Annotated in this window: 22 protein-coding genes; 17 read left to right on the top strand and 5 right to left on the bottom strand. The window is 72.2% G+C overall.

Annotated features, from left to right (window positions below; all coding sequences use genetic code 11):
- Positions 1-50 precede the first annotated feature (50 nt).
- On the top strand, positions 51-1,022 hold the full coding sequence (locus tag OG623_RS29570; protein WP_406150625.1) for an aldo/keto reductase: 972 nt from the start codon (positions 51-53) through the stop codon (positions 1,020-1,022).
- A 51-nt stretch (positions 1,023-1,073) separates the two neighbouring features.
- Here OG623_RS29570 and OG623_RS29575 read toward each other — a convergent pair whose 3' ends face one another.
- On the bottom strand, positions 1,074-1,574 hold the full coding sequence (locus tag OG623_RS29575; RefSeq protein WP_406152065.1) for a hypothetical protein: 501 nt from the start codon (positions 1,572-1,574) through the stop codon (positions 1,074-1,076).
- A 104-nt stretch (positions 1,575-1,678) separates the two neighbouring features.
- On the opposite strand from OG623_RS29575, the gene OG623_RS29580 reads away from it, so the two are divergent.
- Both OG623_RS29580 and OG623_RS29585 read left to right on the top strand, forming a co-directional pair.
- Positions 1,679-2,230, top strand: coding sequence for a TetR/AcrR family transcriptional regulator (locus OG623_RS29580; RefSeq protein ID WP_406150626.1), 552 nt, complete (start codon positions 1,679-1,681; stop codon positions 2,228-2,230).
- The gene (locus OG623_RS29585; protein ID WP_406150628.1) at positions 2,227-3,774 is read left to right on the top strand and encodes an MFS transporter; all 1,548 of its coding nucleotides are present in this window, start codon (positions 2,227-2,229) and stop codon (positions 3,772-3,774) included. Before OG623_RS29580 ends, OG623_RS29585 begins: the two co-directional genes overlap by 4 nt.
- Positions 3,775-3,848: 74 nt before the next feature.
- Here the strand turns inward: OG623_RS29585 and OG623_RS29590 are convergent, their stop codons facing one another.
- A complete protein-coding gene (locus tag OG623_RS29590; protein WP_362890374.1) occupies positions 3,849-4,520 on the bottom strand; it encodes a lysophospholipid acyltransferase family protein in 672 nt (223 codons plus the stop codon).
- A 232-nt stretch (positions 4,521-4,752) separates the two neighbouring features.
- Between OG623_RS29590 and OG623_RS29595 the strand changes: the two genes are divergently transcribed.
- The 3 genes from OG623_RS29595 (at position 4,753) to OG623_RS29605 (ending at position 7,147) form a co-directional block, all read left to right on the top strand.
- The gene (locus tag OG623_RS29595; RefSeq protein ID WP_406150630.1) at positions 4,753-5,928 is read left to right on the top strand and encodes a glycerophosphodiester phosphodiesterase; all 1,176 of its coding nucleotides are present in this window, start codon (positions 4,753-4,755) and stop codon (positions 5,926-5,928) included.
- Between the two features lie 108 nt (positions 5,929-6,036).
- Positions 6,037-6,606, top strand: coding sequence for a sigma-70 family RNA polymerase sigma factor (locus OG623_RS29600; protein ID WP_406150631.1), 570 nt, complete (start codon positions 6,037-6,039; stop codon positions 6,604-6,606).
- 37 nt (positions 6,607-6,643) lie between these two features.
- Complete coding sequence (locus tag OG623_RS29605; protein ID WP_406150632.1) at positions 6,644-7,147, top strand: GNAT family N-acetyltransferase; 504 nt, start codon at positions 6,644-6,646, stop codon at positions 7,145-7,147.
- 49 nt (positions 7,148-7,196) lie between these two features.
- On the opposite strand, the gene OG623_RS29610 is transcribed toward OG623_RS29605, so the two are convergent.
- Both OG623_RS29610 and OG623_RS29615 read right to left on the bottom strand, forming a co-directional pair.
- Positions 7,197-7,658, bottom strand: coding sequence for a hypothetical protein (locus tag OG623_RS29610; protein ID WP_406150633.1), 462 nt, complete (start codon positions 7,656-7,658; stop codon positions 7,197-7,199).
- Between the two features lie 2 nt (positions 7,659-7,660).
- Complete coding sequence (locus OG623_RS29615; protein ID WP_103516013.1) at positions 7,661-8,020, bottom strand: hypothetical protein; 360 nt, start codon at positions 8,018-8,020, stop codon at positions 7,661-7,663.
- Positions 8,021-8,607: 587 nt separating this feature from the next.
- Here OG623_RS29615 and OG623_RS29620 point away from each other — a divergent pair.
- From OG623_RS29620 to OG623_RS29655, 8 genes are all read left to right on the top strand, one after another.
- Positions 8,608-9,672, top strand: a complete 1,065-nt coding sequence (locus tag OG623_RS29620; RefSeq protein WP_406150635.1) for a methionine ABC transporter ATP-binding protein — start codon at positions 8,608-8,610, stop codon at positions 9,670-9,672.
- Complete coding sequence (locus OG623_RS29625) at positions 9,669-10,340, top strand: methionine ABC transporter permease (protein ID WP_406150637.1); 672 nt, start codon at positions 9,669-9,671, stop codon at positions 10,338-10,340. Before OG623_RS29620 ends, OG623_RS29625 begins: the two co-directional genes overlap by 4 nt.
- A 68-nt stretch (positions 10,341-10,408) precedes the next feature.
- The gene (locus tag OG623_RS29630) at positions 10,409-11,275 is read left to right on the top strand and encodes a MetQ/NlpA family ABC transporter substrate-binding protein (protein WP_406150638.1); all 867 of its coding nucleotides are present in this window, start codon (positions 10,409-10,411) and stop codon (positions 11,273-11,275) included.
- A gap of 142 nt (positions 11,276-11,417) precedes the next feature.
- Positions 11,418-12,056, top strand: coding sequence for a GNAT family N-acetyltransferase (locus OG623_RS29635; RefSeq protein ID WP_406150639.1), 639 nt, complete (start codon positions 11,418-11,420; stop codon positions 12,054-12,056).
- A gap of 121 nt (positions 12,057-12,177) precedes the next feature.
- Positions 12,178-13,392 carry a precorrin-6y C5,15-methyltransferase (decarboxylating) subunit CbiE gene (cbiE, locus tag OG623_RS29640; RefSeq protein ID WP_406152066.1) on the top strand — a complete coding sequence of 405 codons (1,215 nt, stop codon included), beginning with the start codon at positions 12,178-12,180 and terminating at the stop codon, positions 13,390-13,392.
- Positions 13,393-13,723: 331 nt separating this feature from the next.
- On the top strand, positions 13,724-16,942 hold the full coding sequence (gene cobT / locus OG623_RS29645) for a nicotinate-nucleotide--dimethylbenzimidazole phosphoribosyltransferase (protein ID WP_406150640.1): 3,219 nt from the start codon (positions 13,724-13,726) through the stop codon (positions 16,940-16,942).
- 89 nt (positions 16,943-17,031) lie between these two features.
- Complete coding sequence (gene cobA, locus OG623_RS29650) at positions 17,032-18,279, top strand: uroporphyrinogen-III C-methyltransferase (RefSeq protein WP_406150641.1); 1,248 nt, start codon at positions 17,032-17,034, stop codon at positions 18,277-18,279.
- Positions 18,272-19,096, top strand: coding sequence for a TrmH family RNA methyltransferase (locus tag OG623_RS29655; protein ID WP_406150642.1), 825 nt, complete (start codon positions 18,272-18,274; stop codon positions 19,094-19,096). The genes cobA and OG623_RS29655 overlap by 8 nt, the downstream gene beginning before the upstream one ends.
- A 1-nt stretch (position 19,097) precedes the next feature.
- Here the strand turns inward: OG623_RS29655 and OG623_RS29660 are convergent, their stop codons facing one another.
- Positions 19,098-20,426, bottom strand: a complete 1,329-nt coding sequence (locus OG623_RS29660; RefSeq protein WP_406150643.1) for a serine/threonine-protein kinase — start codon at positions 20,424-20,426, stop codon at positions 19,098-19,100.
- A 781-nt stretch (positions 20,427-21,207) separates the two neighbouring features.
- Here OG623_RS29660 and OG623_RS29665 point away from each other — a divergent pair.
- The 3 genes from OG623_RS29665 (at position 21,208) to OG623_RS29675 (ending at position 22,978) form a co-directional block, all read left to right on the top strand.
- Entirely contained in the window at positions 21,208-21,414 is a 207-nt protein-coding gene (locus OG623_RS29665) for a hypothetical protein (protein ID WP_362890345.1), read from the top strand.
- Positions 21,415-21,630: 216 nt separating this feature from the next.
- Positions 21,631-22,593: a phosphotransferase family protein gene (locus tag OG623_RS29670; protein WP_406150644.1), complete on the top strand. Its 963-nt coding sequence runs from the start codon at positions 21,631-21,633 to the stop codon at positions 22,591-22,593.
- A 64-nt stretch (positions 22,594-22,657) separates the two neighbouring features.
- On the top strand, positions 22,658-22,978 hold the full coding sequence (locus OG623_RS29675; RefSeq protein WP_406150645.1) for a zf-TFIIB domain-containing protein: 321 nt from the start codon (positions 22,658-22,660) through the stop codon (positions 22,976-22,978).
- Position 22,979 lies beyond the last annotated feature (1 nt).

The following is a 22,979-nucleotide window of genomic DNA, read 5'->3' on the forward strand; positions in this document are numbered from 1 at the left end:
CGGGCTACGTTGACGGGAAGGCGTTCGGAACCGACCCTGAGGAGCCCGCGATGCCCTTCGCCCGCCTGAACCGAGCGACTACCCCGACCTCCCACATCGGGCTCGGCCTGGCCGCCGTCGGCAGGCCCGGCTACATCACCCCGCACCGTGACCAGGATCTGCCCGGTGACCGCGGCGTGGACGCGCTGCGCGCCCGCACCCATGAACTCCTGGACGCGGCCTACGCCCAGGGCGTGCGGTATTTCGACGCCGCCCGCTCCTACGGCCGCGCCGAGGAGTTCGTCGCCGAGTGGCTGGCCGCCCACCCCGAGGCGACGGACGTCGTCATCGGCAGCAAGTGGGGCTACACCTACACCGGCGACTGGCGCGTCGACGCCGAGACGCACGAGGTGAAGGACCACGGCCTCGCCACCTTCGAGCGCCAGCACGCCGAGACGGAGGGACTGCTCGGCGACCGGCTCGATCTCTACCAGATCCACTCGGTGACCGCCGACAGCCCCGCACTGAGCGACAAGAACCTGCACGCGCGACTCGCCGAGCTGGCCGCCGGAGGCACCACCGTCGGCTTCTCCGTGAGCGGTCCCGGCCAGAGCGACGCCATCCGGGCCGCCGTCGCGGTGACCGTGGACGGCGAACCCCTCTTCCGTACCGTCCAGGCCACCTACAACGCCCTGGACACCTCGGCCGGGGCGGCGCTCGCCGACGCGCACGACGCGGGGCTCACCGTGATCGTCAAGGAGGCCGTGGCCAACGGCCGGCTCACCGGGACCGAGGCGCCCGCCGTCCTCCGCGAGATCGGTGCCGAGGCCGGCCTGGACGCGGACGCCGTCGCCCTGGCGCTGGTCCTCCACCAGCCCTGGGCCGGAGTCGTCCTGTCCGGCGCGGTCACCGCCACCCAGCTGGCCGCCAATCTGCACGCACCGCTGCTCGACCTCGACCCGGGTCGGCTCGACCGGCTGGCCGCGCTCGTGGAGGAGCCGGAGGCGTACTGGCGCCACCGGGCCTCGCTGCCCTGGAGCTGAGCGGCCGCAAGCACGGGTCGTCGCCCGGCACCCACGCCGGGGCCTTCCCGCTCACGCCCAGTCGGCGAGCGCCTGGAAGTCGGCCCGCACCAGCCCCACCCCGGGGTCGACCCGGCGCAGCAGGGCCCGCCCCGGGTGGTGTGCGGCGACCCAGGCCGTATCGATGCCGGAGATCTCGTCGTCGACCCAGGCGAACGGCCTGCCGTCCGCGTAGTCGACGACGTAGCGGGTCTTCCAGTACGTCCCGTCCGCCGTGGGCGCGTGCATCGTGGGCCAGTCGATGTACGGGAGCGGGGGCAGCCCGATGCGCGGGCCGATCCACTCGTTCGCCTGGTCCTTCCAGGTGGTGGCCCAGACGAGTTCGTAGAGGTCGGCGAGCGCCAGCAGCTCGTCGCCGTGACCGGGGCTGAGCAGCACGGGCAGCGGAGTGTCCGGCGGCCACCCCGTCGGCCGCATCCGGTGGAGCGTGTAGCCCTCGGGGACGGTGGGGCGGGCCAGGGCCGCGTACGGGTTGAGCGGACCGTCGATGTCGATCATCAGCAGCGGCTTCATCACGCCATGGTGCCCCGGGCCGCCCGGCACGGGCGGATCATCCCCGGCGGTCGTGGAGCGAGTCGCATGGGACATCACTGTCTCATCTGGGCTAGTGTCGTTCCATGACTCTTGATCGTGAGCAGGTTCTGCGCAGCGCCGCCGCCCTGCTGACCCGTAAGTCCACGGCGACCATGGACGAGGTCGCCCGGGCCGCCGGGATAGGCCGGGCCACCCTGCACCGGCACTTCGCCGGGCGGGGCGCCCTGGTCGGGGCGCTCGAAGACCTCGGGATCCGGGAGTTCGAGGCGGCCCTGGACTCCGCCGCGCTCGACGAGGGCCCCGCCGACGAGGCGCTGCGGCGGCTGGTCGAGGCCGTCGAGCCGAGCGCGGGACTGCTGTCCTTCCTCGTCTGCGAGAGCCAGCTCTTCGAGGGGGGCGAGGTCAACGAGGGCTGGGACCGCCTGGACACCCGGGTCTCGGCCTTCTTCCGGCGCGGTCAGGAGCGCGGCGAATTCAGGATCGACCTCACCCCGGCCTGGCTGACCGAGGCGCTGTACGGCCTGATCGGGAGCGGTGCGTGGTCCGTGCAGGCGGGGCGGGTCGCCGCGCGGGACTTCTCGTACATGGTCGTCGAGTTGCTCCTGGGTGGAGCACGCCGGAGCGTGGAGAAATGAGCAGCACCACGTCGAGTGCCGGCGTCACGGGCGATCTCCACCATCCCGGCCGGTGGATCGCCCTCACCGTCCTCGTCCTGGCGGTGCTGCTCGTCGCCGTCGACGCCACCGTCCTCGGACTCGCGACGCCCTTCCTCAGCGAGGACCTCGAACCGACGGGCACCCAGCTGCTCTGGATCGGCGACGTGTACTCCTTCGTCATCGCCGGGCTCCTGGTCTCCATGGGCAGCCTCGGCGACCGCATCGGCCGGAAGAAGCTGCTGCTGACCGGCGCCACCGCGTTCGGCGCGGTGTCGGTGCTCAACGCCTACGCCGCGGGCCCCGGGATGATGATCCTGGCCCGGGCGCTGCTCGGTGTCGCGGGCGCCACCCTGATGCCGTCCACCCTCGCCCTGATCCGCAACCTCTTCCACGACCCGCGCGAGCGCAGCCTGGCCATCGGCATCTGGGGTGCGATGGCATCGGCGGGCGCCGCCGTCGGACCCGTGGTGGGCGGGCTCCTGCTGGAGCACTTCTGGTGGGGCTCGGTCTTCCTGATCAATCTGCCCGTGATGGCGGTACTGGTCGCCGTGGGCATCAAGATGATCCCCGAGTCGAAGAACCCCGCGCCGGGCCCCTGGGACCTGATCAGTGTGGGGCTCTCGATGGTCGGCATGATCGGCGTGGTGTACGGCATCAAGGAGTTCGCCGCACACGGCGTGAACTGGTTGCCCGGCGTGGCGGGCGTCGGCGGGCTGCTGGCCCTCATCTGGTTCGTACGCCGTCAGCTGAAGCTCCCGGCACCTCTGCTGGACATGAGGCTCTTCCACCACCGGGGGTTCTCCGGCGCGGTGCTCGCCGACCTGCTGACGATCCTCGGGCTGTCCGGAATCGTCTTCTTCCTCTCGCAGTTCCTGCAGCTGGTCCAGGGGAGGGGTCCGCTGGAGGCCGGGCTCGCCGAACTGCCCGCGGCGGTCGGCGCGGTGACCGCCGGCCTGTCGGCGGGGAGGGTCGCCCGCCGCTACTCCGTGCGCTCCGTGGTCGCCGGCGGGCTCGGCGCCATCGGGGTGTCACTCGCCGTGGTCACGGTGATCCACAAGGAGACCGGCTATCCGCTCATCGGTGTCCTGCTCCTGGTGGTGGGCGTCGGTGCCGGGTTCGCCTTCACCGTCACCTCCGACGTGATCCTCTCCAGTGTCCCGAAGGAGCAGGCAGGCTCCGCGTCGGCGGTGTCCGAGACGGCGTACGAGCTCGGGGCCGCCCTCGGGATCGCCCTGCTCGGATCCATCGTCACGGGCGTCTATCTGGGCTTCGGGACCCCCGCGGGCATATCGGCCGACTCGGCGGCTGCCGCCCACGAGTCACTCGGCGGAGCGGTGGAGACCGCCCAGCACCTCCCGCCGCACCTGGGGAACGAGCTGGTCGTCGCGGCCCAGGAGGCCTTCGTCAACGGGCTCAGGGTCTCCGCGGCGGTGGGCGCGGTCGTCCTGCTGGCGACGGCCGTCGCCGCGTGGTTCCTGCTGCGCGGGCAGAAGCTGGAGGACGGGATCATCCCCGACGAGTGACCGGCCCCCGACGCGTGACCGGGCTCCGACGCGTGACCGGCCTCCGACGCGTGACCGGCCTCTGTGGGCGTGGCCTAGGCGGCCTTGGCCTTCGTGGCGTACATGTCGACGTACTCCTGGCCCGACAGGTGCATCACCTCGGCCATCACGGAGTCCGTCACCGCCCGCAGGACATAGCGGTCGCGGTCCATGCCCTCGTAGCGGGAGAACTCCATCTGCTCACCGAAGCGGACCGTGACCTTGCCGGGGCGCGGGAGGCCGGAACCGCCCGGCTGCAGCTTGTCCGTGCCGATCATCGCGAACGGCACGACCGGCGCGCCGGTCATCAGGGTCAGCCGTGCGATCCCCGTACGGCCGCGGTAGAGCCGGCCGTCGGGGGAGCGGGTGCCCTCCGGGTAGATGGCGAAGGCATGGCCCTCGTCCAGCACCCGGCGGCCCGTCATCAGGGCCGCGACCCCGCCGCGGCCACCGTCCCGGTCCACCGGGATCATGCCGCAGCCGGTGAAGAACCAGGCCATCAGCCGGCCCTTGAAGCCCTTGCCGGTGACGTACTCGTCCTTGCCGATGTAGAACACCGGCCGGTCGCAGCAGATCGGCATGATCATGGAGTCGATGAACGTCAGGTGGTTGCCCGCGAGGATCACAGGACCGTCCCCCGGGATGTTCTCGACGCCCTCGACCTGTGGCCGGAAAAGCAGTCGCAGGATCGGTCCGAGCACTGCCTTGATGACCGTGAGTCGGGACAACGCATCCTCCGGTGTCGTGGCCGGGCGGCCGGGGCGGGAATTCGCGAGGGTCTGTGCAGGTGAGGACGATACTCGCGGGTACCGCCTCTCCGCACATCGGGTTCACCCAGTGGATACGCAGTGTTGACGTGTGTTTCCGCCACGTTCGTCCGCGGTCCGCCCCGCCGATGGCGTAGCCGCCTACGATCGTGCCTCGCCCGAAGGTGCCGGACATCATATGCGAGGAGCATTCATGACAGAGCACGCGCGGACCGAACCCGGCCGCCGGACCCTCCTCGGGGCTGCGGTCCTCGGCACGGCCGCCCTCGGTGCGACCGCCGTCGGAGCGGCCGGCACGGCGAACGCGGCCGGGCGTGTCCCGGACAAGCGGGGCAACGGCGACGGCACCTACCGTGACCTGCCCGTCCCCACGGTCATCGGCCACCGGGGGACCGCCGGCTACCGCCCCGAGCACACCATCGGCTCCTACCAGCTGGCCCTGGACATGGGCGCGCACATCGTCGAGCAGGACCTGGTGCCGACCAAGGACGGTCACCTGGTCTGCCGCCACGAGAACGACATCACCGCCACGACGGACGTCGCCGAGCACCCCGAGTTCGCCGGCCGCAAGACCACCAAGGAGATCGACGGGGTGCCGCTGACCGGGTGGTTCACCGAGGACTTCACCCTCGCCGAGCTGAAGACCCTCAGGGCCAAGGAGCGGATTCCGGCCAACCGCCAGAGGAACACCCTCTACGACGGCCGCTGGGAGATCCCGACCTTCGAGGAGGTCCTGCGCTGGGCGGAGGAGGAGGGCCGCAGGCGCGGTCACGCCGTCTGGCTCTACGTCGAGACCAAGCACCCCACCTACTTCAGGGGTCTGGGTCTCGCACTGGAGGAGCCGCTCGCCAAGCTGCTGCGCCGCCACGGCCGGCACCGTGCGAACTCGCCGCTGATCCTCCAGTCCTTCGAGCCGACCTCGATGCGCCGGCTGTCGAAGCTCGTCGCCACGCCCCGTGTGGTGCTGCTCGACGCGGCCGACACGCAGCCCTGGGACTTCGTGAAGGCCGGTGACCCCCGCACCGTCGCCGATCTGGTGAAGCCCGCGGGGCTGAAGTGGATCGCGTCCTTCGCCCAGGGCATCGGCCCCTGGCTGGACCTGGTCATCCCCCAGGACGAGGACGGACGGCTGACCTCCCCCACCACCCTGGTCGCCGACGCGCACGCGCGGGGCCTGATCCTGCACCCGTACACGATGCGCAACGAGAACACCTTCCTGCCCGCGGACTTCAGGCGCGGCACGGACCCCAACGCGTACGGCGACGCGTTCGGCGCCTTCCGGACGTACTTCGAGACAGGCATCGACGGGATCTTCTCGGACAACCCCGACACCGCCCTGCTCGCGGCGGCCGACTTCAACCAGCGCTGAAGAAGAGGGCCGGGCGGGCCGCGCGTCAGCCGCCCGGCCCCGGTGCCCCGGTCGGGTGGAGCGCCCCCTGTACGGCAACTCGCCGGGCGGGGGGCGCGTTGACGGGGCATGACTCCTCCCGATCATGTTCCCGCTGCCGGGGCCCGGACGGCGCGCGACGGCGCCAGGGTGGCCCTCCACTCCCTGCACGCGCTGGTGCGCGCGGAGGCCGGAGCCGAGGCCGAAGCGGCCGGGACCGAGGCCGCGGACCTGGAACAGTCGGTGTGGCTGAGGCTGTTGGAGCGCCGAAGAGGACCTGGACTCCCCACCGACCCCGTCCGCTGGGTGCGGGCCGCCGTACGGACGGAGGTACGCGCCGCCCGGCGCAGGATCCGGCGCGAGCGCGCCTACACCGCCGGTGAACCGCCCGGCGACTGGGCCAGCTGGCCGGAACGGATCGCGGTGGGGGCCGACGAGCGCCGCGCACTGCGCGCCGCGGTGGGCCGACTCCCCGGGGAGTGCCCCCGATTACTCCAGGCGATGTTGGCCCCCCACGATCCGACCTACCGGGAAATCGCAGGGGAGTTGGGTATGTCACAGGGGAGTTTGGGCCCTATGCGTTCCCGATGCCTTGGATGTCTGCGCAGAATGCTGACGGCGGAGGTTGTAGCTCCTGAACTGCGGGGAATGGAGCGGTAGACAACCGGCGGAACAGGTGAGCGGGAGGCATGCACACATGGGCATGAGCGTGACCATCTCGGCGGCGGCAGCACAGGACGCCGAGCAGATCTTCAGACTCCAGTACCTCTGTTTCCAGAGCGAGGCGGAGCTCTACGGCAACTACCGGATCGACCCACTCGTCCAGACCCTCGACTCCGTCCGGGAGGAACTCACCACGGACCTGGTGTTCGTGGCCCGGCTCGGCGACGAAGTGGTCGGCTCGGTACGCGGCTTCACCGACACGGACGGCACGGGCAGGATAGGCAAGCTGTGCGTGCACCCCCGGCTCCGCAACCACGGCCTGGGCACCCGTCTCCTGCGGGCGGCGGAATCCGGTCTGGCGGACGGGCGTTCGGCCACCCGCTTCCGTCTCCACACCGGGGAGCGCAGCGAGGGCAATCTGCGGCTCTACCGCAAGGCCGGCTACGCCCGGGTGGGCAACACCACCGGGGTCGACGGTGTCCGGCTCGTCCTGCTGGAGAAGGACGCCACCGCGCCCGCCTATGTCACCAGTGCCTGAACCCCGCGCCTGAGCCACTCCCGCGCGAGGCCTGTGCCGGCCGCCGGTGTCAGGCGTTCCGTGCGCGGCGCAGCCAGATCATCCCGGTGACCGGCAGGATCACCGGGATGAACAGGTAGCCCATGCCGAATCCCGACCACACCGTGCTGTCCGGGAAAGCGGAGGGCTCGAGGCGCGTCCAGGTACCGACGATCAGTACACCCGCGAGCTCGGCGGCGCAGCAGACCAGCGCCGCCCTGCGCGCCTTGTCCCCGCCCCGCACCAGCGAGTACGTGATGAAGCCGTACACGACGGCCGCGACGGCCGAGAGGATGTAGGCGAGCGGCGCCTTGCCGAAGTCCAGGATCATCTCGACGATCGAACGGGACGCGGCGGCCACGGTGAACACCCCGTAGAACCAGACCAGTACCCGCCCCGGCCCGGTGCCGAGCTCGAACTGCTGCTTCTGCGGCGGGGTGTCGTCCTGCGATGCCGGGGACGCGGACGCCCCCGTGCGGTCGGTGTCGCGCATGGTCAGTTTCCCCAGATGTCGTAGAGCCGGACTTCGAGGACGGCGAGCACGACCGCACCGGCCGCCACCGTCACCGATCCCCAGCGGGTCCGCTCCGACAGCGACAGGAAGCCCGCCGCGGGCACGGCAGCGAAGGCGCCGATCAGATAGGCGATGAAGATGGTCATGCCCTGGTCGGGCCGCTCGCCGCGTGCCAGCTGCACGATTCCCACGAGCAGCTGCGCCAGCGCCAGCACGGAGACGACCGCCATACCGATGAAGTGCCAGTCCTTCGTGGGCTGGTCCCGGTAGGCGGCGAATCCGCACCAGGCGGCGAGGGCGAGCGCGGTCACGGCGACCGCGACCGTCAGGGCGTCAAGCATGACGTGAGGATATTACGGACGTGCGGAGCGGCCGCGTGCGGCCCCGGTGGGCGCGATCGGCTGCGGAGACGCGGCGGGCGGTGGCCGGCGGGCGTGGCCTTTGCCACAGAGTGCGCACAGCATGATCGCGCCCGCGCCGGTGCGGGACCCGCAGCGGTTCGCGTTTCCGCAGGTCACGCCCATGCGCGCGGCGATCCCCGGCCGGGGGCAGCCCTGTCCAGCGCCGTCCGCTATGCGGACACGGGGGATCGGGGAGACGTTACGTCTGTTTTACTTGGCGCATGACCACGACGAGCTACCGCAGCCCTGCGACCGAGGCGATCCTGACGCCCGGTGCTCGTTGTATGTGTCGAATGCGCGCTTTCTGAGGGTCCAAGCCCGCGCCTCGCGCCCCGAAGCGAGACCGAGCCAGTGCCGTCCGCACCCAGCGGACCGAGCCGGCCCGCGCATGCACCCTGCCCGGCGGATCCGCCGCGGCCGGACCATGCGGAGACTCCCACCGGTCGACCACTGAGAACAGTCTCATCAGACGAATGCCCCGTGCCCGGCGGATCCCGCGCCGTGCACTCGACAGTGACGGAAACCCTGTGATCACCACTTCGGGCCTCACGAAGGTCTACCAGTCACGCGGCCGCGAGGTCACCGCCCTGGACGGCGTGGACCTGCACGTACGCGAGGGCGAGGTCTACGGCGTCATCGGACAGAGCGGCGCCGGCAAGTCCTCCCTCATCCGCTGCGTCAACCTCCTCGAACGCCCCACGTCGGGCACCGTGACGGTCGCGGGACAGGACCTCACCGCCCTGGCCGGGCGCAGCCGCCGCGCAGGCAAGGAGCTGCGCCGGGCGCGCAACCGCATCGGCATGGTCTTCCAGCACTTCAACCTGCTGGACTCACGCACCGTCCGGGACAACGTCGAGCTGCCCCTGGAGATCCTCGGGACATCAGGACAGGAGCGGACCCGTAAGGCGCTCGAACTCCTCGACCTCGTCGGGCTCGCGGACAAGGCGAAGGCCTACCCAGGTCAGCTGTCCGGCGGCCAGAAGCAGCGCGTCGGTATCGCCCGCGCCCTCGCCGGCGACCCGAAGGTGCTCCTCTCCGACGAGGCGACCTCGGCGCTCGACCCCGAGACCACCCGCTCCATCCTGCAACTGCTGCGCGACCTCAACCAGGAACTCGGCCTCACCGTCCTGCTCATCACCCATGAGATGGACGTCGTCAAGACCGTCTGCGACTCCGCCGCGCTGATGAAGAAGGGCCGCATCGTCGAGTCGGGCACCGTCGGCGCGCTGCTGGCCACCCCGGGCTCCGAACTGGCCCACGAGCTGTTCCCCGTCGGCGGCGCCGCCTCCGGTCCTGGCTCCACCGTCGTCGACGTCACCTTTCACGGTGAGACCGCGGCCCAGCCGGTGATCTCGCAGCTCTCCCGTACGTACAACATCGACATCTCGATCCTCGGCGCGGCGATGGACACCGTCGGCGGCAAGCAGATCGGCCGTATGCGCATCGAGTTGCCCGGCGGCTTCGAGGAGAACGTCGTCCCGATCGGCTTCCTGCGCGAGCAGGGCCTCCAGGCCGAGGTCGTCGACGACGGCACCGCCGTCGCCACTCCCTCCCCGACCCCCGCCGCGATCACCAAGGAGGTGGCGAAGTGACCTGGTCCGAAATGCAGCCACTGCTCACGCAGGGAACCATCGACACCCTCTACATGGTGCTCTGGTCCACGCTCGTCACCGTCGTCGGCGGGCTGCCGCTCGGCATCCTGCTCGTCCTCACCGACAAGGGCGGACTGCTCCAGAACACCGTGGTGAACAAGGTCGTCGGCGCGGTCGTGAACATCGGCCGCTCCCTGCCCTTCATCATCCTGCTGATCGCCCTGATCCCCTTCACCACCTGGATCGTCGGCACCTTCATCGGCCCGTCCGCGATGATCGTGCCGCTCGCCGTCGGCGCCATCCCGTTCTTCGCGCGGCTCGTCGAGACAGCGGTGCGCGAGGTCGACCACGGGCTCGTCGAGGCCGTCCAGTCGATGGGCGGATCCATCCCCACGATCGTCCGCAAGGTCCTGCTGCCGCAGGCGCTGCCCTCGCTCGTCTCCGGAGTCACCACCACCGTCATCGTGCTCATCGGCTACTCCGCGATGGCCGGCGCGGTCGGCGGCGAAGGACTCGGCTCCAAGGCCGTCACCTACGGATTCCAGCGCTTCGACGACCAGTTCATGCTCATCACCGTCGTGCTGCTCGTCGTCATCGTGACCGTGGTCCAGCTGATCGGCGACGGAGCCGTACGCCTGCTGGCGCGCCGGGGCCGCACCACATCCTGACCTGTCCCTCCCCTGAAGCCCGAACTCCTTGTCGGGCGCACCACCACCACCGGAAAGAGGCACTCTTCGTGCGTAAGAACATCAAGATCACCGCTGCCGCCGCGGCCACCGCCGCCCTCGCCCTCGGGCTCAGCGCCTGCGGTACGGACTCCGACCCGGGCGCCAAGAGCGGGAGCGGCGGTGACGCGGACACCTCCAAGGCCCTCGTCGTCGCCGCGTCCCCCACGCCGCACGCCGACATCCTCAACTACGTCAAGAAGAACCTGGCGGACAAGGCCGGCCTCAAGCTGGAGGTCAAGGAGTTCACGGACTACGTCCTGCCGAACACCGCCACCGAGAGCGGCCAGGTCGACGCCAACTTCTTCCAGCACAAGCCCTACCTGGACGACTTCAACGAGAAGAACAAGACCCACATCGTCCCGGTCGTCAACGTCCACCTCGAACCCCTCGGTCTCTACTCCAAGAAGATCAAGGACATCGAGGACATCAAGGCGGGCCAGACCGTCGCCGTCCCGAACGACACCACCAACGAGGGACGCGCGCTCCAGCTCCTCGCCGAGAACGGGCTGATCACCGTCAAGGACGGCGTGGGCACCAACGCCAAGCTCAGCGACATCACGGACAAGAAGGGCCTGGAGTTCAAGGAGCTCGAAGCCGCGACCGTGCCCCGCGCCCTGGACGACGTCGACGCCGCCGTCATCAACGGCAACTACGCCATCGAGGCCGACCTGAAGCCCGCCCAGGACTCCCTGGCACTGGAGAAGGCCGAAGGCAACCCGTACGCCAACTTCCTGGCCGTCAAGGAGGGCAACGAGGACGACCCCCGGGTCAAGAAGCTCGCGAAGCTCCTGAACTCCGACGAGGTCAAGAAGTTCATCGAGGACACCTACAAGGGCTCGATCGTCCCCGCCTTCGGCGAGGTCGCCAAGTCCTGACCCCCCGGCACCACTTGCCGCACGAGCCCCGCACACCCGCACCAGGGTGTGCGGGGCTCCGCCGTGCGGACCCGGCCATGCGCATCCACGGCCCGATGCTGCATGCTGGTGCCTTTACCGGGTCTTCGGCATGGAGCTGCGCATGACTACCACCTTCCCGTCCATCTCCATCAGCACGGACAGGTTGGTGCTGCGCCCCTTCGACATGGCCGACGTCCCGGCGTACATCGAGATGATGAACGACGAACTGGTCACCGCCTGGACCGACGCCCCGCACCCCTACACCCAGGTCGACGCCGAACGGTGGGTCCGCAGGATCGCGCCCGCCGAACGCACCCAGGGCAGCGGCATCGTGCTCGCCGTCACCGAATTCCTCACCCAGCGCCTCGTCGGCTCCGTACGGCTCCTCAACACCGACCGGCGCACCCTGGCCACCGAGGTCCGCTACATCACCGCCCCCTGGGCACGAGGTGAGGGATACGCCACCGAGGCCGTACTGGCCCTCGCCGAGTGGCTCTTCCGGGACCAGGGCTTCGAACGGATCGAGCTCCGCACCCCCGCGGGGAACACCGCGTCCCAGCAGGTCGCCCAGAAGCTGGGCTGCATCAGCGAAGGAGTCCTGCGCAACGCCCGCATAGCCAGGACGGCGACCGAGGACGGGGGCTGGGCCGACATCAGGACCGACCTCATCGTGTGGGGGCTGCTGCCCGAGGACCTGGACGGCGTCGCCGAGCAGCTGGCCGACGCGGGCGGCTACGGCACGTACAACGACTGGAACTGACCCACGCTCCCGGGCTCCGGGACTCCCCGGCGGAGTGCTGGTACGGACCGGATACGCTCGCCTTGCTCCGCCCGTCCCGCGTGGAGCCCCCGCCTGCTCACACACCAGGAGAATGACGACGATGGCCGACCGGGTCACGGTGATCGGCTGGGACGGTTCGCCACTGACCGGTGTGGCCACCGCCGCACTCTCGGCCGCCACGCTCGTCGCCGGTGCCGCCCACCACCTCGCGCTCCCCGAGGTCCCCGGGCGCGCGGAACGGATCCGGCTCGGCAGCGTCGACCTCGCCGCCCGCAGGATCGCCGGGCACCGGGGGAGCGCCGTGGTCCTCGCCGACGGCGACCCCGGCTTCTTCGGCGTCGTACGCACCCTGCGCAAGCCCGAACACGGCCTCGAGGTCGAGGTGGTCCCCGCCGTCTCGTCCGTCGCCACCGCCTTCGCCCGCGCCGGAATGCCCTGGGACGACGCGCAGATCGTCGTCGCCCACCCGCGCACCCTGCGCCGCGCGGTCAACGTCGTACGCGCCCACCACAAGGTCGCCGTGCTCACCTCGCCCGGCGCGGGGCCCGCGGAGCTCGCACTGCTGCTCGAAGGCGTCCACCGCACCTTCGTGATCTGCGAGGAGCTCGGCACCGTACGCGAACAGGTCACCGTCCTGACCTCCGACAAGACGGCCGACCACACCTGGCGCGACCCCAATGTCGTCATCGCCATCGGCAGTGGTCCCGAGACCACCGCCGCCGGCGCCTGGATCGCCGGCCGCCGCCCCGAGAACGTACGCGGCTGGGCCCTGCCCCCCGCGTCGTACGGCGGTACGGGGGAGAGCGGCGAAGGGGAGTTCCCCGGCCTGCGCGCCGCCCAGCTCGCCCGCCTCGGGCCGCGCACCGGCGATCTGGTCTGGGACATCGGTTCCGGCAGCGGGGCCCTCGCCGTGGAGGCGGCCCGCTTCGGGGCCGCTGTGCTCGCCGTGGACAGCGACCCGGACGCCTGCGCGCGTACGGCCGCCGCGGCACGCGCCTTCCAGGTGGGCGTCCAGGTCGTCATGGGCACGGCCCCGCACGTCCTGGAGCGCCTGCCCGAACCCGATGTCGTACGCATCGGCGGCGGCGGAGTGGCCGTGGTCACGGCGGTCGCCGACCGGCGGCCGGAACGTATCGTCACCCATGCCTCGAACCGGGACGAGGCGGAGGCACTGGGCGCGGCGCTCGGGGAGAACGGATACGCGGTCGAATGCGCGCTGCTCCAGTCCGTCGAACTGGACACCTCCGCCTGGACGGAACGTGAACGCTCCGTCGTGTTCATGCTCTCCGCGGTGCGTTCCGATCTCGCCCCCTGAGGTGTTCGGGGGGAGCGCGAGGTAGGCTGACCGATTGTTGTACCGCGCCCGGCTGTTCGACGGTTCGTTCGTCAATGTCCGGAAAAGTGGACAGTTTTGGTCCGCGATGTGGTACGGCGCAACCGGGGGACGCGCAACGTGGCGCAGTCCACAGCGAGCCGGGGCAGAACTGTCTGTCGCGGCGGCGAACGGCCGCGAGAATGTACACCTCCGCGCGCGTTTCGTGCCGCGCGGGGAGCCCGCTCGTTCTTGTTGACGAGCGCCGGCGTGCCGTGGTTCGGGCATCCCGGGTGAAGGGCGAAGGAGCACTGACGATGGGCGAGGGGTACGCATGACTGACACCGGCCAGATCCCGGGCGAGGGACTGCCGGAGAACGCAGGCATGGTGGAGCAGCCGGGCATCCCCGCCCCGGACGCCTACACCTACCTCGAACCCTCCGAGCAGGCACCCGAGGATGACGACGTCCTTCTGATGCCCGCGTCCCAGGGCGCGTGGAGCGACGCTCCGGGCGCACCGACGGGCCAGCACGAGCAGTTCCAGGCGCACACCCCTGTGCAGGTGCCGGCCGCCGCAGCGCCGGCCAGGCGCCCGCTGCACCGGGGTCCCGCCTCCACCGAGGCACCTTCCTACGGGGGTACGCCGACCGGCGGAGTGGTCCGCTCGCTCGCGGACCGGGGGCCGGCAGGACCGCGGAACCCGATGCCCGTGCGGCACGCCGGGCCGCCGACCTCGGGGCCCGAGTACTTCGACATCCCCGCGGACGACGCGGCCATGCTGCCGGGCCCGCAGCTGGGGGAGATCCCGCCGCAGGGCGCCTCCGCGTGGGGCGCGCCCGAGCCGGTGGCCGCGCCCGAGCCGGTGGTGGAGCCGGTGGCCGCGCCCGAGCAGGCTGCCGTGCCCGTGCCCGAGCCGGTGGTGGAGCCCGAGGCGCCCGCCGAGGCGTTCGTGCCCGCCGAACCGGCCGAACCCGAGCCGGTCGCGCCTGTGGTGCCCGCCGAGCCGGTCGCCCCCGCGGAGGCCGTCGTCCCGGGCGAGCCCGTCGCTCCCGTGGAGCCCGTCGTCCCGGCCGCCGCCGTTGAGCCCGTCGCGCCCGTCGCGCCCGCAGAAACGGTCGCTCCGGAGCCGCACCCGGAGCAGCAGGCCGCCGCGCCGGCGGAGGCTCCCGTCGCGCCGGCCACCGCTCAGGCCGATGAACTTCCGGCGGAGGCCGAGGCCCCCGCGCCGGCTCCGGCCGAAGTGCCCGCGCCCGCCGACGCATCCGCGCCCGCTCCCGCCGATGCCCCCGCGCCCGTCGACCTGCCGGTCGAGGACGCCGCCGCCGCGGCCGAGCCGGTGGGACAGTTCGTGCCCGTCGACGGCTCCGTGCCCACGACCCCGCATCTCTCCCCGACGCCTCCCGCCGGGACCGCCGTCCCCGCTGCAGCCGAGCCTGAGCAGGCTCCCGAATCCGTCGCCGAGCCGGCACCGCCCGTGCCCGAGGCTGTGGAGGTACCGCAGCAGCCGGTCGCCGCCCAGCAGCCCGAGATCCTGCCCGAGCCCGTCGTCGTACCCGAGCCGGCTCCCGAGCATCTCGTCGTACCGCAGGCCGGGCCCCAGCTCCTCACCGAGCCGGAGCCGCAGCCCGAGTCGCAGCCCACGCCCGAGCCCGGCACGGGCCCCGAGATCATCGAGACCCCCGGGGCCGAGGTCCCCGAGGCAGAGGTCTCCCACGCCGAGGTTCCGGAGGCTGTGATTCCGGAGCCCCGGCCCCTGGAAGCAACGGCACCGGCAGCCGAGGCCCCCGCCGAGCCGGAAACGGCCCCCGCCGAGGACGGGACGGCCCCCGCCCCCGGCTACGACGACGCCGAGCGCGAAGCCGTGCTGCGGGTGATGCGTGAACGCCGCGACATCCGCAACGGCTTCCGCGGTGACCCCATCCCGCACGAGGTGCTCCTCCGCGTCCTGGAGGCCGCCCACACCGCGCCGAGCGTCGGCCACTCGCAGCCCTGGGACTTCGTCGTCATCCGGTCGGCCGAGACGCGCCGCTCCATGCACGAACTGGCGCAGCGCCAGCGCGAGGCCTACGCCAAGTCGCTGCCCAAGGCGCGGGCCAAGCAGTTCAAGGAACTCAAGATCGAGGCCATCCTCGACACCCCGGTGAACATCGTCGTCACCGCCGACCCCACTCGTGGTGGCCGGCACACCCTGGGCCGGCACACCCAGCCGCAGATGGCCCCGTACTCCTCGGCGCTCGCCGTGGAGAACCTGTGGCTCGCCGCCCGCGCCGAAGGCCTCGGCGTCGGCTGGGTCAGCTTCTTCGACGAGCGCGAGATGGTCCGGGCGCTCGGTCTGCCCGAGCACCTCGAAGTCGTCGCCTACCTCTGTGTCGGTTACGTCGACGAATTCCCCGAGGAGCCCGAACTGATGCAGGCGGGCTGGTCCAAGCGCCGCCCGCTGTCCTGGGTCGTCCACGAGGAGACGTACGGCCGGCGCGCCCTGCCCGGCGGGGAGCCGCACAGCCTCCTCCAGGAGACCATCGAAGGCATCCGCCCGCTGGACGCCAAGGCGCTCGGCGAGGCCTGGGAACGCCAGAAGCGGATGACGAAGCCCGCCGGCGCGCTCGGCATGCTGGAGATCATCTCCGCCCAGCTGTCCGGGCTCTCCCGGCTGTGCCCGCCGCCCGTCCCCGAGCCCGCCGCGGTCGCGGTGTTCGCCGGTGACCACGGGGTGCACGCCCAGGGGGTCACGGCGTGGCCGCAGGAGGTCACCGGCCAGATGGTCGCCAACTTCCTCGATGGCGGCGCGGTCTGCAACGCCTTCGCCGCCCAGGTCGGCGCCGAGGTCTGCGTCGTCGACGTCGGTGTGGCCTCCGAACTCCCCGCGATGCCCGGGCTGCTCCCCAGGAAGGTCCGTGCGGGAACGGCCGACTTCACCACCGGCCCCGCCCTCACCCGCGAAGAGGTGCTCGCGGCGATCGAGGTGGGCATCGAGACCGCCCGCGACCTGGTGGCCGCCGGCAACAAGGGCCTGCTCACCGGTGAGATGGGCATCGCCAACACCACCGCTTCGGCCGCGCTGATCTGCGTCTACACCGGTATGGACCCGGCGGAGGTGACCGGCCGCGGCACCGGGATCAACGACGAGATGCACGCCCGCAAGGTCGATGTGGTGCGCCGCGCCCTCGACCTGCACCAGCCCGACGCGGACGACCCCATCGGGGTACTGGCCGCGGTCGGCGGCCTGGAGCACGCCGCCATGGCCGGCTTCCTGCTGGGCGGCGCCTCACTCCGTACGCCGGTGATCCTGGACGGTGTGAGCGCGGGTGCGGCGGCCCTGGTCGCCCGGGCCATCGCCCCCGAGGCGCTCGCCGCGTGCATCGCGGGCCACCGCAGCGCGGAGCCCGGCCATGTCGCGGCCCTCAACAAGCTGGGCCTGCGCCCGCTGGTCGACCTGGACCTCCGCCTCGGCGAGGGCACGGGCGCCCTGCTGGCGCTCCCCATCGTGCAGAGCGCCGCCCGCGCGATGCACGACGTGGCGACGTTCGACTCCGCGGGAGTCACGGAGAAGTAGTCTCCACCCCGAAAACCCCACGTCACCGCCGCTCCGCCGCAGCAGCGGCCCGCAGCACACCGCACCCTGCACGAGGAGCCCGCACGACCATGGCCGAGCATGACGATCACCCTGCCTACCCCGTCGGACTGCGCCTGAACGGGCGCCGCGTCGTCGTCGTCGGCGGCGGCCAGGTCGCGCAGCGCCGGCTGCCCGCCCTCATCGCGACCGGGGCCGACATCACCCTGGTCTCCCCGTCCGCGACCGCGTCCGTCGAGGCGATGGCCGACACCGGCGAGATCCGCTGGGAACGCCGCAGGTATCAGGACGGCGACCTCGCCGACACCTGGTACGCCCTCGTCGCCTCGTCCGACGCCGCGGCCAACGACGCCGCGTCCGCCGAGGCCGAGCGCACCCGCACCTGGTGCGTCCGGAGCGACGACGCGGAGGCGGCCACCGCCTGGACCCCCGCCACCGGCCGCAGCGAAGGCATCACCGTCGCCGTCCTCACCACCACCTCGCAGGGCCGCGACCCCCGGCACTCCGCCGCGGTGCGTGACGCGATCGTGGAGGGGCTGCGCGACGGCACCCTCGCCGCCCCGCACCACCGCACCCGCGCTCCCGGCGTCGCCCTGGTGGGCGGCGGTCCTGGTGACCCCGACCTGATCACGGTCAGGGGCCGGCGGCTCCTCGCCGAGGCGGACGTGGTCATCGCCGACCGGCTGGGCCCCCGCGATCTGCTCGACGAGCTCCCGCCGCACGTCGAGGTGATCGACGCGGCGAAGATCCCGTACGGCCGTTACATGGCGCAGGAGGCGATCAACCAGGCGCTCATCGACCACGCCAAGGCCGGCAGGTCGGTGGTACGCCTCAAGGGCGGCGACCCGTTCGTCTTCGGCCGCGGCATGGAGGAGGCGCAGGCCCTGGCCGCCGAGGGCATCGCCTGTACGGTCGTCCCCGGGATCTCCAGCTCGATCTCCGTGCCGGGCGCGGCCGGGATCCCCGTCACCCACCGGGGCGTCGCGCACGAGTTCACGGTGGTCAGCGGCCATGTGGCCCCCGACGACCCGCGCTCCCTGGTCGACTGGAAGGCGCTCGCACAGCTGCGCGGCACCCTCGTCCTGCTGATGGCCGTCGACAAGATCGGCGCCATCGCCCAGGCCCTCATCGCCCACGGCAGGTCGCCCGGGACCCCGGTGGCCCTGGTCCAGGAGGGCACCACCGCCGCCCAGCGGAGGGTCGACGCGACGCTCGGAGACGTCGGCGAACGCGTGATCGCGGAAGAGGTACGCCCCCCGGCCGTCATCGTCATCGGCGATGTCGTCGCCGTCGGCACGGCGACGGCGCCCCGTGGCTGAGCTCATCACCGTCGACGACCCGGACGACCCGCGGCTCGGCGACTACACCGGCCTGACCGACGTCGAGCTCCGACGCCGGCGCGAACCCGCCGAGGGTCTCTTCATCGCCGAGGGCGAGAAAGTGATCAGGCGTGCCGGGAACGCCGGGTACGAGATGCGGTCGATGCTGCTCTCCGCCAAGTGGACCGAAGTCATGCGCGATGTGATCGAGGAGGCCACGGCACCCGTCTACCTGGTCACCCCCGCCATCGCCGAACGCGTCACCGGCTACCACGTGCACCGCGGGGCGCTGGCCTCCATGCGGCGCGAGCCACTGCCCGACGTCGCCACGCTGCTCTCCCCGGCGGAGGGCGGGATACGCAGGGTCGCCGTGTTCGAGGACATCGTCGACCACGCCAACCTCGGCGCCGCCTTCCGTAACGCCGCCGCACTCGGCGTCGACGCCGTCCTGCTCACCCCGCGCTGCGCCGACCCGCTCTACCGGCGGGCGGTCAAGGTCTCCATGGGCTCCGTCTTCCACGTCCCCTGGACCCGCCTCACGTCCTGGCCCCAGGACCTCGGCCTGCTGCGGGAGGCCGGCTTCACCACCGCCGCGCTCTGCCTGAGCGACACATCGATCACCCTGGACGAACTCGTCGCCCGGCGGCACGGGAAGCTGGCGCTCGTGTTCGGCACGGAGGGCGACGGCCTCACCCCCGAGGCACTCGCCGCAGCCGACACCCACGTCCGTATCCCGATGGACGCCGGGGTCGACTCGCTCAACGTCGCCGCGGCCTCGGCTGTCGCCTTCTACGCGACCCGGGCCGACCGGGCCTGACTCAGGCCCCGGGGTCCTCGTACGGCCGCACCGGCTGGACGGCGGCCCCGTCGTACGTCTGTGACGGCGTGCCGCCCAGTCCGCGTGCCGGGCCCTGGCAGCCCTGGGCGGCCGCGATGCCCAGCGCGACGAGCAGCGTCACCACGACGAAGACGACGAGCCGCTGACGCAGCAGCCGTGGGTTCGCCGGCCGCCGCTTCCCGCCCTTGCCCGCCGAGGTCGTCCTGACCCCCGGCCGCGGGGCCTGCCTGCCGTTCGTGCCCTTCGGCCCATGGGGCTGCTGCCCCGGGCGCGGCCCGCCCCGCACCGCCCTGGGCTGCGAGCCGCCGGTCCGGGGGGCCGCCGGACGCGACGCGGGGCGCCGCGCGCCCGTGGCACGCGACTCCTGGGTATGCCCGCCTGCCGTACGCCGGGTCGCCTGCTCGGTGTACGGGCCGTCGAGCCGGCCGGTCGGCCGGTCCAGCTCCTGGGCGCCGCGCTGTGCGGGCGGCCGGCGCTCGTGCAGCCCCTGCGCCTCGCGCGCGGCGATCTCCTTGAGCCGCATGGACAGTTGCAGGGTGCTCGGCCGTTCCTCCGGGTCCTTCGCCAGACACGCCCGTACGAGCGGGGCGAGCGCATCGTGCACATCGAAGAGATGCGGCTCCTCGTGGACCACGCGGTAGAGCATCACCTCGGAACTGCCATGTCCGAAGGGCGAATCCGCCATCGCCGCGTACGCCAGGGTGGCGCCCAGCGAGAACACGTCCGTCGCGGGCGTCACCGCCGCTCCGCGCACCTGCTCGGGCGCCAGGAAGCCCGGGGAGCCGACCGCCGTACCGACATGGGTGAGCGTGCTGGCCCCGGTCGCCCAGGCGATACCGAAGTCGATGATCCGGGGGCCCTTGGGGGAGAGGAGGATGTTGGAGGGCTTCAGGTCACGGTGGACGACACCCGCCTCGTGGACCGCCACCAGTCCCTCCGAGAGAGCCGCCCCGATCGAGGCGACCTCGGCGGCGGGCAGCGGGCCCTCCTCGACGACCTTGTCGTGCAGCGAGGGGCCCGGCACGTACTGCGTGGCGAACCAGGGCCGATCCGCCTCAAGATCGGCGGCCACCAGCCGCGCGGTGCAGCCGCCGCGGATCCTGCGGGCGGCGGACACCTCGCGCGCGAAGCGGGAGCGGAATTCCTGGTCCTCCGCCAGATCCGGCCGGATCACCTTGAGCGCCACCCGCTGGCCCCTGCGGTCGGATCCTAGATAGACGACGCCCATGCCGCCCGCACCGAGCCGCCGGTGCAGCCTGAACGAGCCGACGACACGCGGGTCCTCGCGCCGGAGCCGCATCATCGCCATCGTCTGTCCATCCCCGCTGCCGGTCCGCCTGACGAGGCACAGCTTACGTACCCGTGGCGCGGCGCGCTCAGAGGCCGCGCCCTCGCCGGCCCATCGATTGTCGGCGCCCGACGGGAGGGCTGAGGAGCGGTCAGGGGGCCGGGGATCCGGGCTTCCTGACGCGTGCGAGATCCCAAATGACCGTCACATGAGGGGGATTGGATCAACGAAGGGCGATCGTACGGAAAGGGGCGTGGACGCCGGTGACACGACGAGGACGTACCACGTGGTGGCCCCACGAGCGGGCCGCCGGATGGAGGCAGCGGGCCGCGGAGGCGTGGTGGAAGTGAGTGAAGTCACCCTCCCCATGGCCTTGAAGGCACTGGGCGGTGCCCCTGTCGGATGTCGGACCGGTGTCCGCACCGGGACCTCCAGGGCCGACGCCGCCGTCTTCGACCGGCTGCTCTCGATGGCGAACGGCACGGACCGACCTCCCGGAAGGACCCGCGAGGCCACCAGGGGGCGGACACACCCCAGGGTGTGTCGTCAAACTGCCGCCTGCCGCGCGACGGCAGTTTTGACGACACACCCTAGGGGTCCGGAGCCCACGCCGGTGCCGTTTCTCCACCCAGGGGAGTACACGGAAGGCGGCCGGCTCATCCTCGGGGAGGCCCGGTATTCGGTACGCGGGCATGACGCCACCTGGTGCCCGTCTCCCTAATCTTGAACTCATGCGGCGGGCGCGGAACTCGTCCCCCGAGGCCAGACGCCCGCCGCTCCGGAACAGGTCAGGAGAGGAACCATGGCGGACACGGCCACGCGGACGATCATCCGCACGCAGGGGCGCAGGGCATACGCCGCGTTCGGCGTACGCCGGTCCGGCACGCGCCACCCGCTGGTGGCGACAGCCATGGTCCTTCCCCTGGCGGCCCTGCTGGTCGTCGTCTTCGGCGGCTGGGACGCAGTGGTCACACAGGCGTCGTCCGTAGGCGTGATGCTGGGGCGCTGAGCGGCGCCCCAGGTCCGGGAGAGCGGTCCGGACCGGGACATCCGGCCAACAGCCCCGTGGGGACGGGGGTGCGGCGGACGGCAGCGTTTGTCCGGCCAGCTGGGGAGCTGGCCGGACATCGCGCTGTCCGGACCCTTTTCGCGACGGTCGGCCGCGTACGATCACCGCCGGGACCCGGCCCCCGGCCGGCCGATCACCCCCGCGGGAGCCGATCCGATGACCACCACCCCCGTCGTACGCACCCTGGGCGACCTGGCGCACGACAGCGCCCACGCGGGCGCGGCACCGTGCGCGTGCGCCCCGCCCCAGGTGCTCGCGGACCGGCCCGACGGCACGGTGGTCCGCAGCGGCCCGGCCGTCGCCAAGGCCCACGCCCGTGACTCGGAGCAGCCCGCCCTCGCGGCCCGCCTGTCCCTGGCCGCCTCACCCCTGCTGGCCGGGATCCTGCTCCCGCCGCTCCCCGCCCCCGACGGGCCGCCCGGCGCAGCCGACGGGCGTACGGTCAGCCTCTGGCCGTACGGCTCGCCCGTCGACCCCTCGGACCCCGGTGCCGCCCCCTGGGAGGAGGCCGCCGTCCTCCTGGCCAGGCTGCACCGGACCCCGCCGCCCCATCCGCTCCCGCCGATGCGCGGACCGGTCAAGGCGGCCCGCGCCGTGGCACGGATGCGCGCCGCCCGGCCCGGCGACCCGGCCACCGCCCCCGTGCTCGCCGCCTGGCGCGGGCTGCCCGGCTGGGCCCGCGCCGAGCGCCCGCTCCCCGGGCACCGGGACGGCTTCCTCTGCCACGGTGATCTGCACCTGGGCCAGCTCGTACGGCACCCCGCCCACCACGGCCCCTGGCTGCTGATCGACGTCGACGACACGGGCCTGGGCGACCCCGCCTGGGACCTGGCACGGCCCGCCGCCTGGTACGCGGCAGGGCTGCTGCCGCCCGGGATCTGGCTGCGCTTCCTCGATGCCTACCGGGCGTCAGGAGGCCCCGCGGTGCGAGTCGAAGGGGACCCGTGGCCCGATCTCGACGTCGTGGCGCGCGCGCTCACGGTGCAGACCGCCGCCCTCGCCCTCGCCAAGTCCGCGGCGGAGGAGCGCAGTCCGGACGAGGTGGAGCAGCTGATGATCGACGCTTGCGACCGGATCGCCTCCCTGCCGACCGGGCGGGCGCTCGAACAGCCGTCGTAGGGTGGGGCGTTCGTCGCCGGGACCGCATCCCGGCGACGTCGTCACCCTCTGAGGAGCCCACTCGATGATCCAGTGCCCCAAGTGTCATGGCCAGATGAACACCTACAACCGCAACGGCGTCCAGATCGAACAGTGCGGCGGCTGCCGGGGGATCTTCCTCGACTACGGTGAGCTGGAGGCACTGACCCGCCTGGAGTCGCAGTGGGCCCAGCAGGCCCCGCCCGCGCCACCCGCCCCGCAGGCGTACCCCGCCCCGCAGGCGTATCCCGCGCCGGGGGCCTACCCCGCCGCACAGGGCCCGGCCTGGGGAGCACCGCACCAGGGCAGTCACTACGGCGGCCACCACCACCGCAAGAGCTTCGGCCGGATGCTGTTCAGCTCCTGAC

The sequence above is a fragment of the Streptomyces sp. NBC_01012 genome (genome assembly GCF_045162755.1).
Classification (GTDB): domain Bacteria; phylum Actinomycetota; class Actinomycetes; order Streptomycetales; family Streptomycetaceae; genus Streptomyces.

Bases quoted from the DNA above. Each gene is read 5' to 3' on its own strand.
- OG623_RS29665 (WP_362890345.1), top strand. From the start codon at position 21,208: ATGGCGGACACGGCCACGCGGACGATCATCCGCACGCAGGGGCGCAGG.
- OG623_RS29575 (WP_406152065.1), bottom strand. From the start codon at position 1,574: ATGAAGCCGCTGCTGATGATCGACATCGACGGTCCGCTCAACCCGTAC.
- cobA (WP_406150641.1), top strand. From the start codon at position 17,032: ATGGCCGAGCATGACGATCACCCTGCCTACCCCGTCGGACTGCGCCTG.
- OG623_RS29615 (WP_103516013.1), bottom strand. From the start codon at position 8,020: ATGCTTGACGCCCTGACGGTCGCGGTCGCCGTGACCGCGCTCGCCCTC.
- OG623_RS29585 (WP_406150628.1), top strand. From the start codon at position 2,227: ATGAGCAGCACCACGTCGAGTGCCGGCGTCACGGGCGATCTCCACCAT.
- OG623_RS29675 (WP_406150645.1), top strand. From the start codon at position 22,658: ATGATCCAGTGCCCCAAGTGTCATGGCCAGATGAACACCTACAACCGC.
- OG623_RS29660 (WP_406150643.1), bottom strand. From the start codon at position 20,426: ATGGCGATGATGCGGCTCCGGCGCGAGGACCCGCGTGTCGTCGGCTCG.
- OG623_RS29670 (WP_406150644.1), top strand. From the start codon at position 21,631: ATGACCACCACCCCCGTCGTACGCACCCTGGGCGACCTGGCGCACGAC.
- OG623_RS29580 (WP_406150626.1), top strand. From the start codon at position 1,679: ATGACTCTTGATCGTGAGCAGGTTCTGCGCAGCGCCGCCGCCCTGCTG.
- OG623_RS29605 (WP_406150632.1), top strand. From the start codon at position 6,644: ATGGGCATGAGCGTGACCATCTCGGCGGCGGCAGCACAGGACGCCGAG.
- cbiE (WP_406152066.1), top strand. From the start codon at position 12,178: ATGGCCGACCGGGTCACGGTGATCGGCTGGGACGGTTCGCCACTGACC.
- cobT (WP_406150640.1), top strand. From the start codon at position 13,724: ATGACTGACACCGGCCAGATCCCGGGCGAGGGACTGCCGGAGAACGCA.
- OG623_RS29635 (WP_406150639.1), top strand. From the start codon at position 11,418: ATGACTACCACCTTCCCGTCCATCTCCATCAGCACGGACAGGTTGGTG.
- OG623_RS29595 (WP_406150630.1), top strand. From the start codon at position 4,753: ATGACAGAGCACGCGCGGACCGAACCCGGCCGCCGGACCCTCCTCGGG.
- OG623_RS29600 (WP_406150631.1), top strand. From the start codon at position 6,037: ATGACTCCTCCCGATCATGTTCCCGCTGCCGGGGCCCGGACGGCGCGC.
- OG623_RS29570 (WP_406150625.1), top strand. From the start codon at position 51: ATGCCCTTCGCCCGCCTGAACCGAGCGACTACCCCGACCTCCCACATC.
- OG623_RS29610 (WP_406150633.1), bottom strand. From the start codon at position 7,658: ATGCGCGACACCGACCGCACGGGGGCGTCCGCGTCCCCGGCATCGCAG.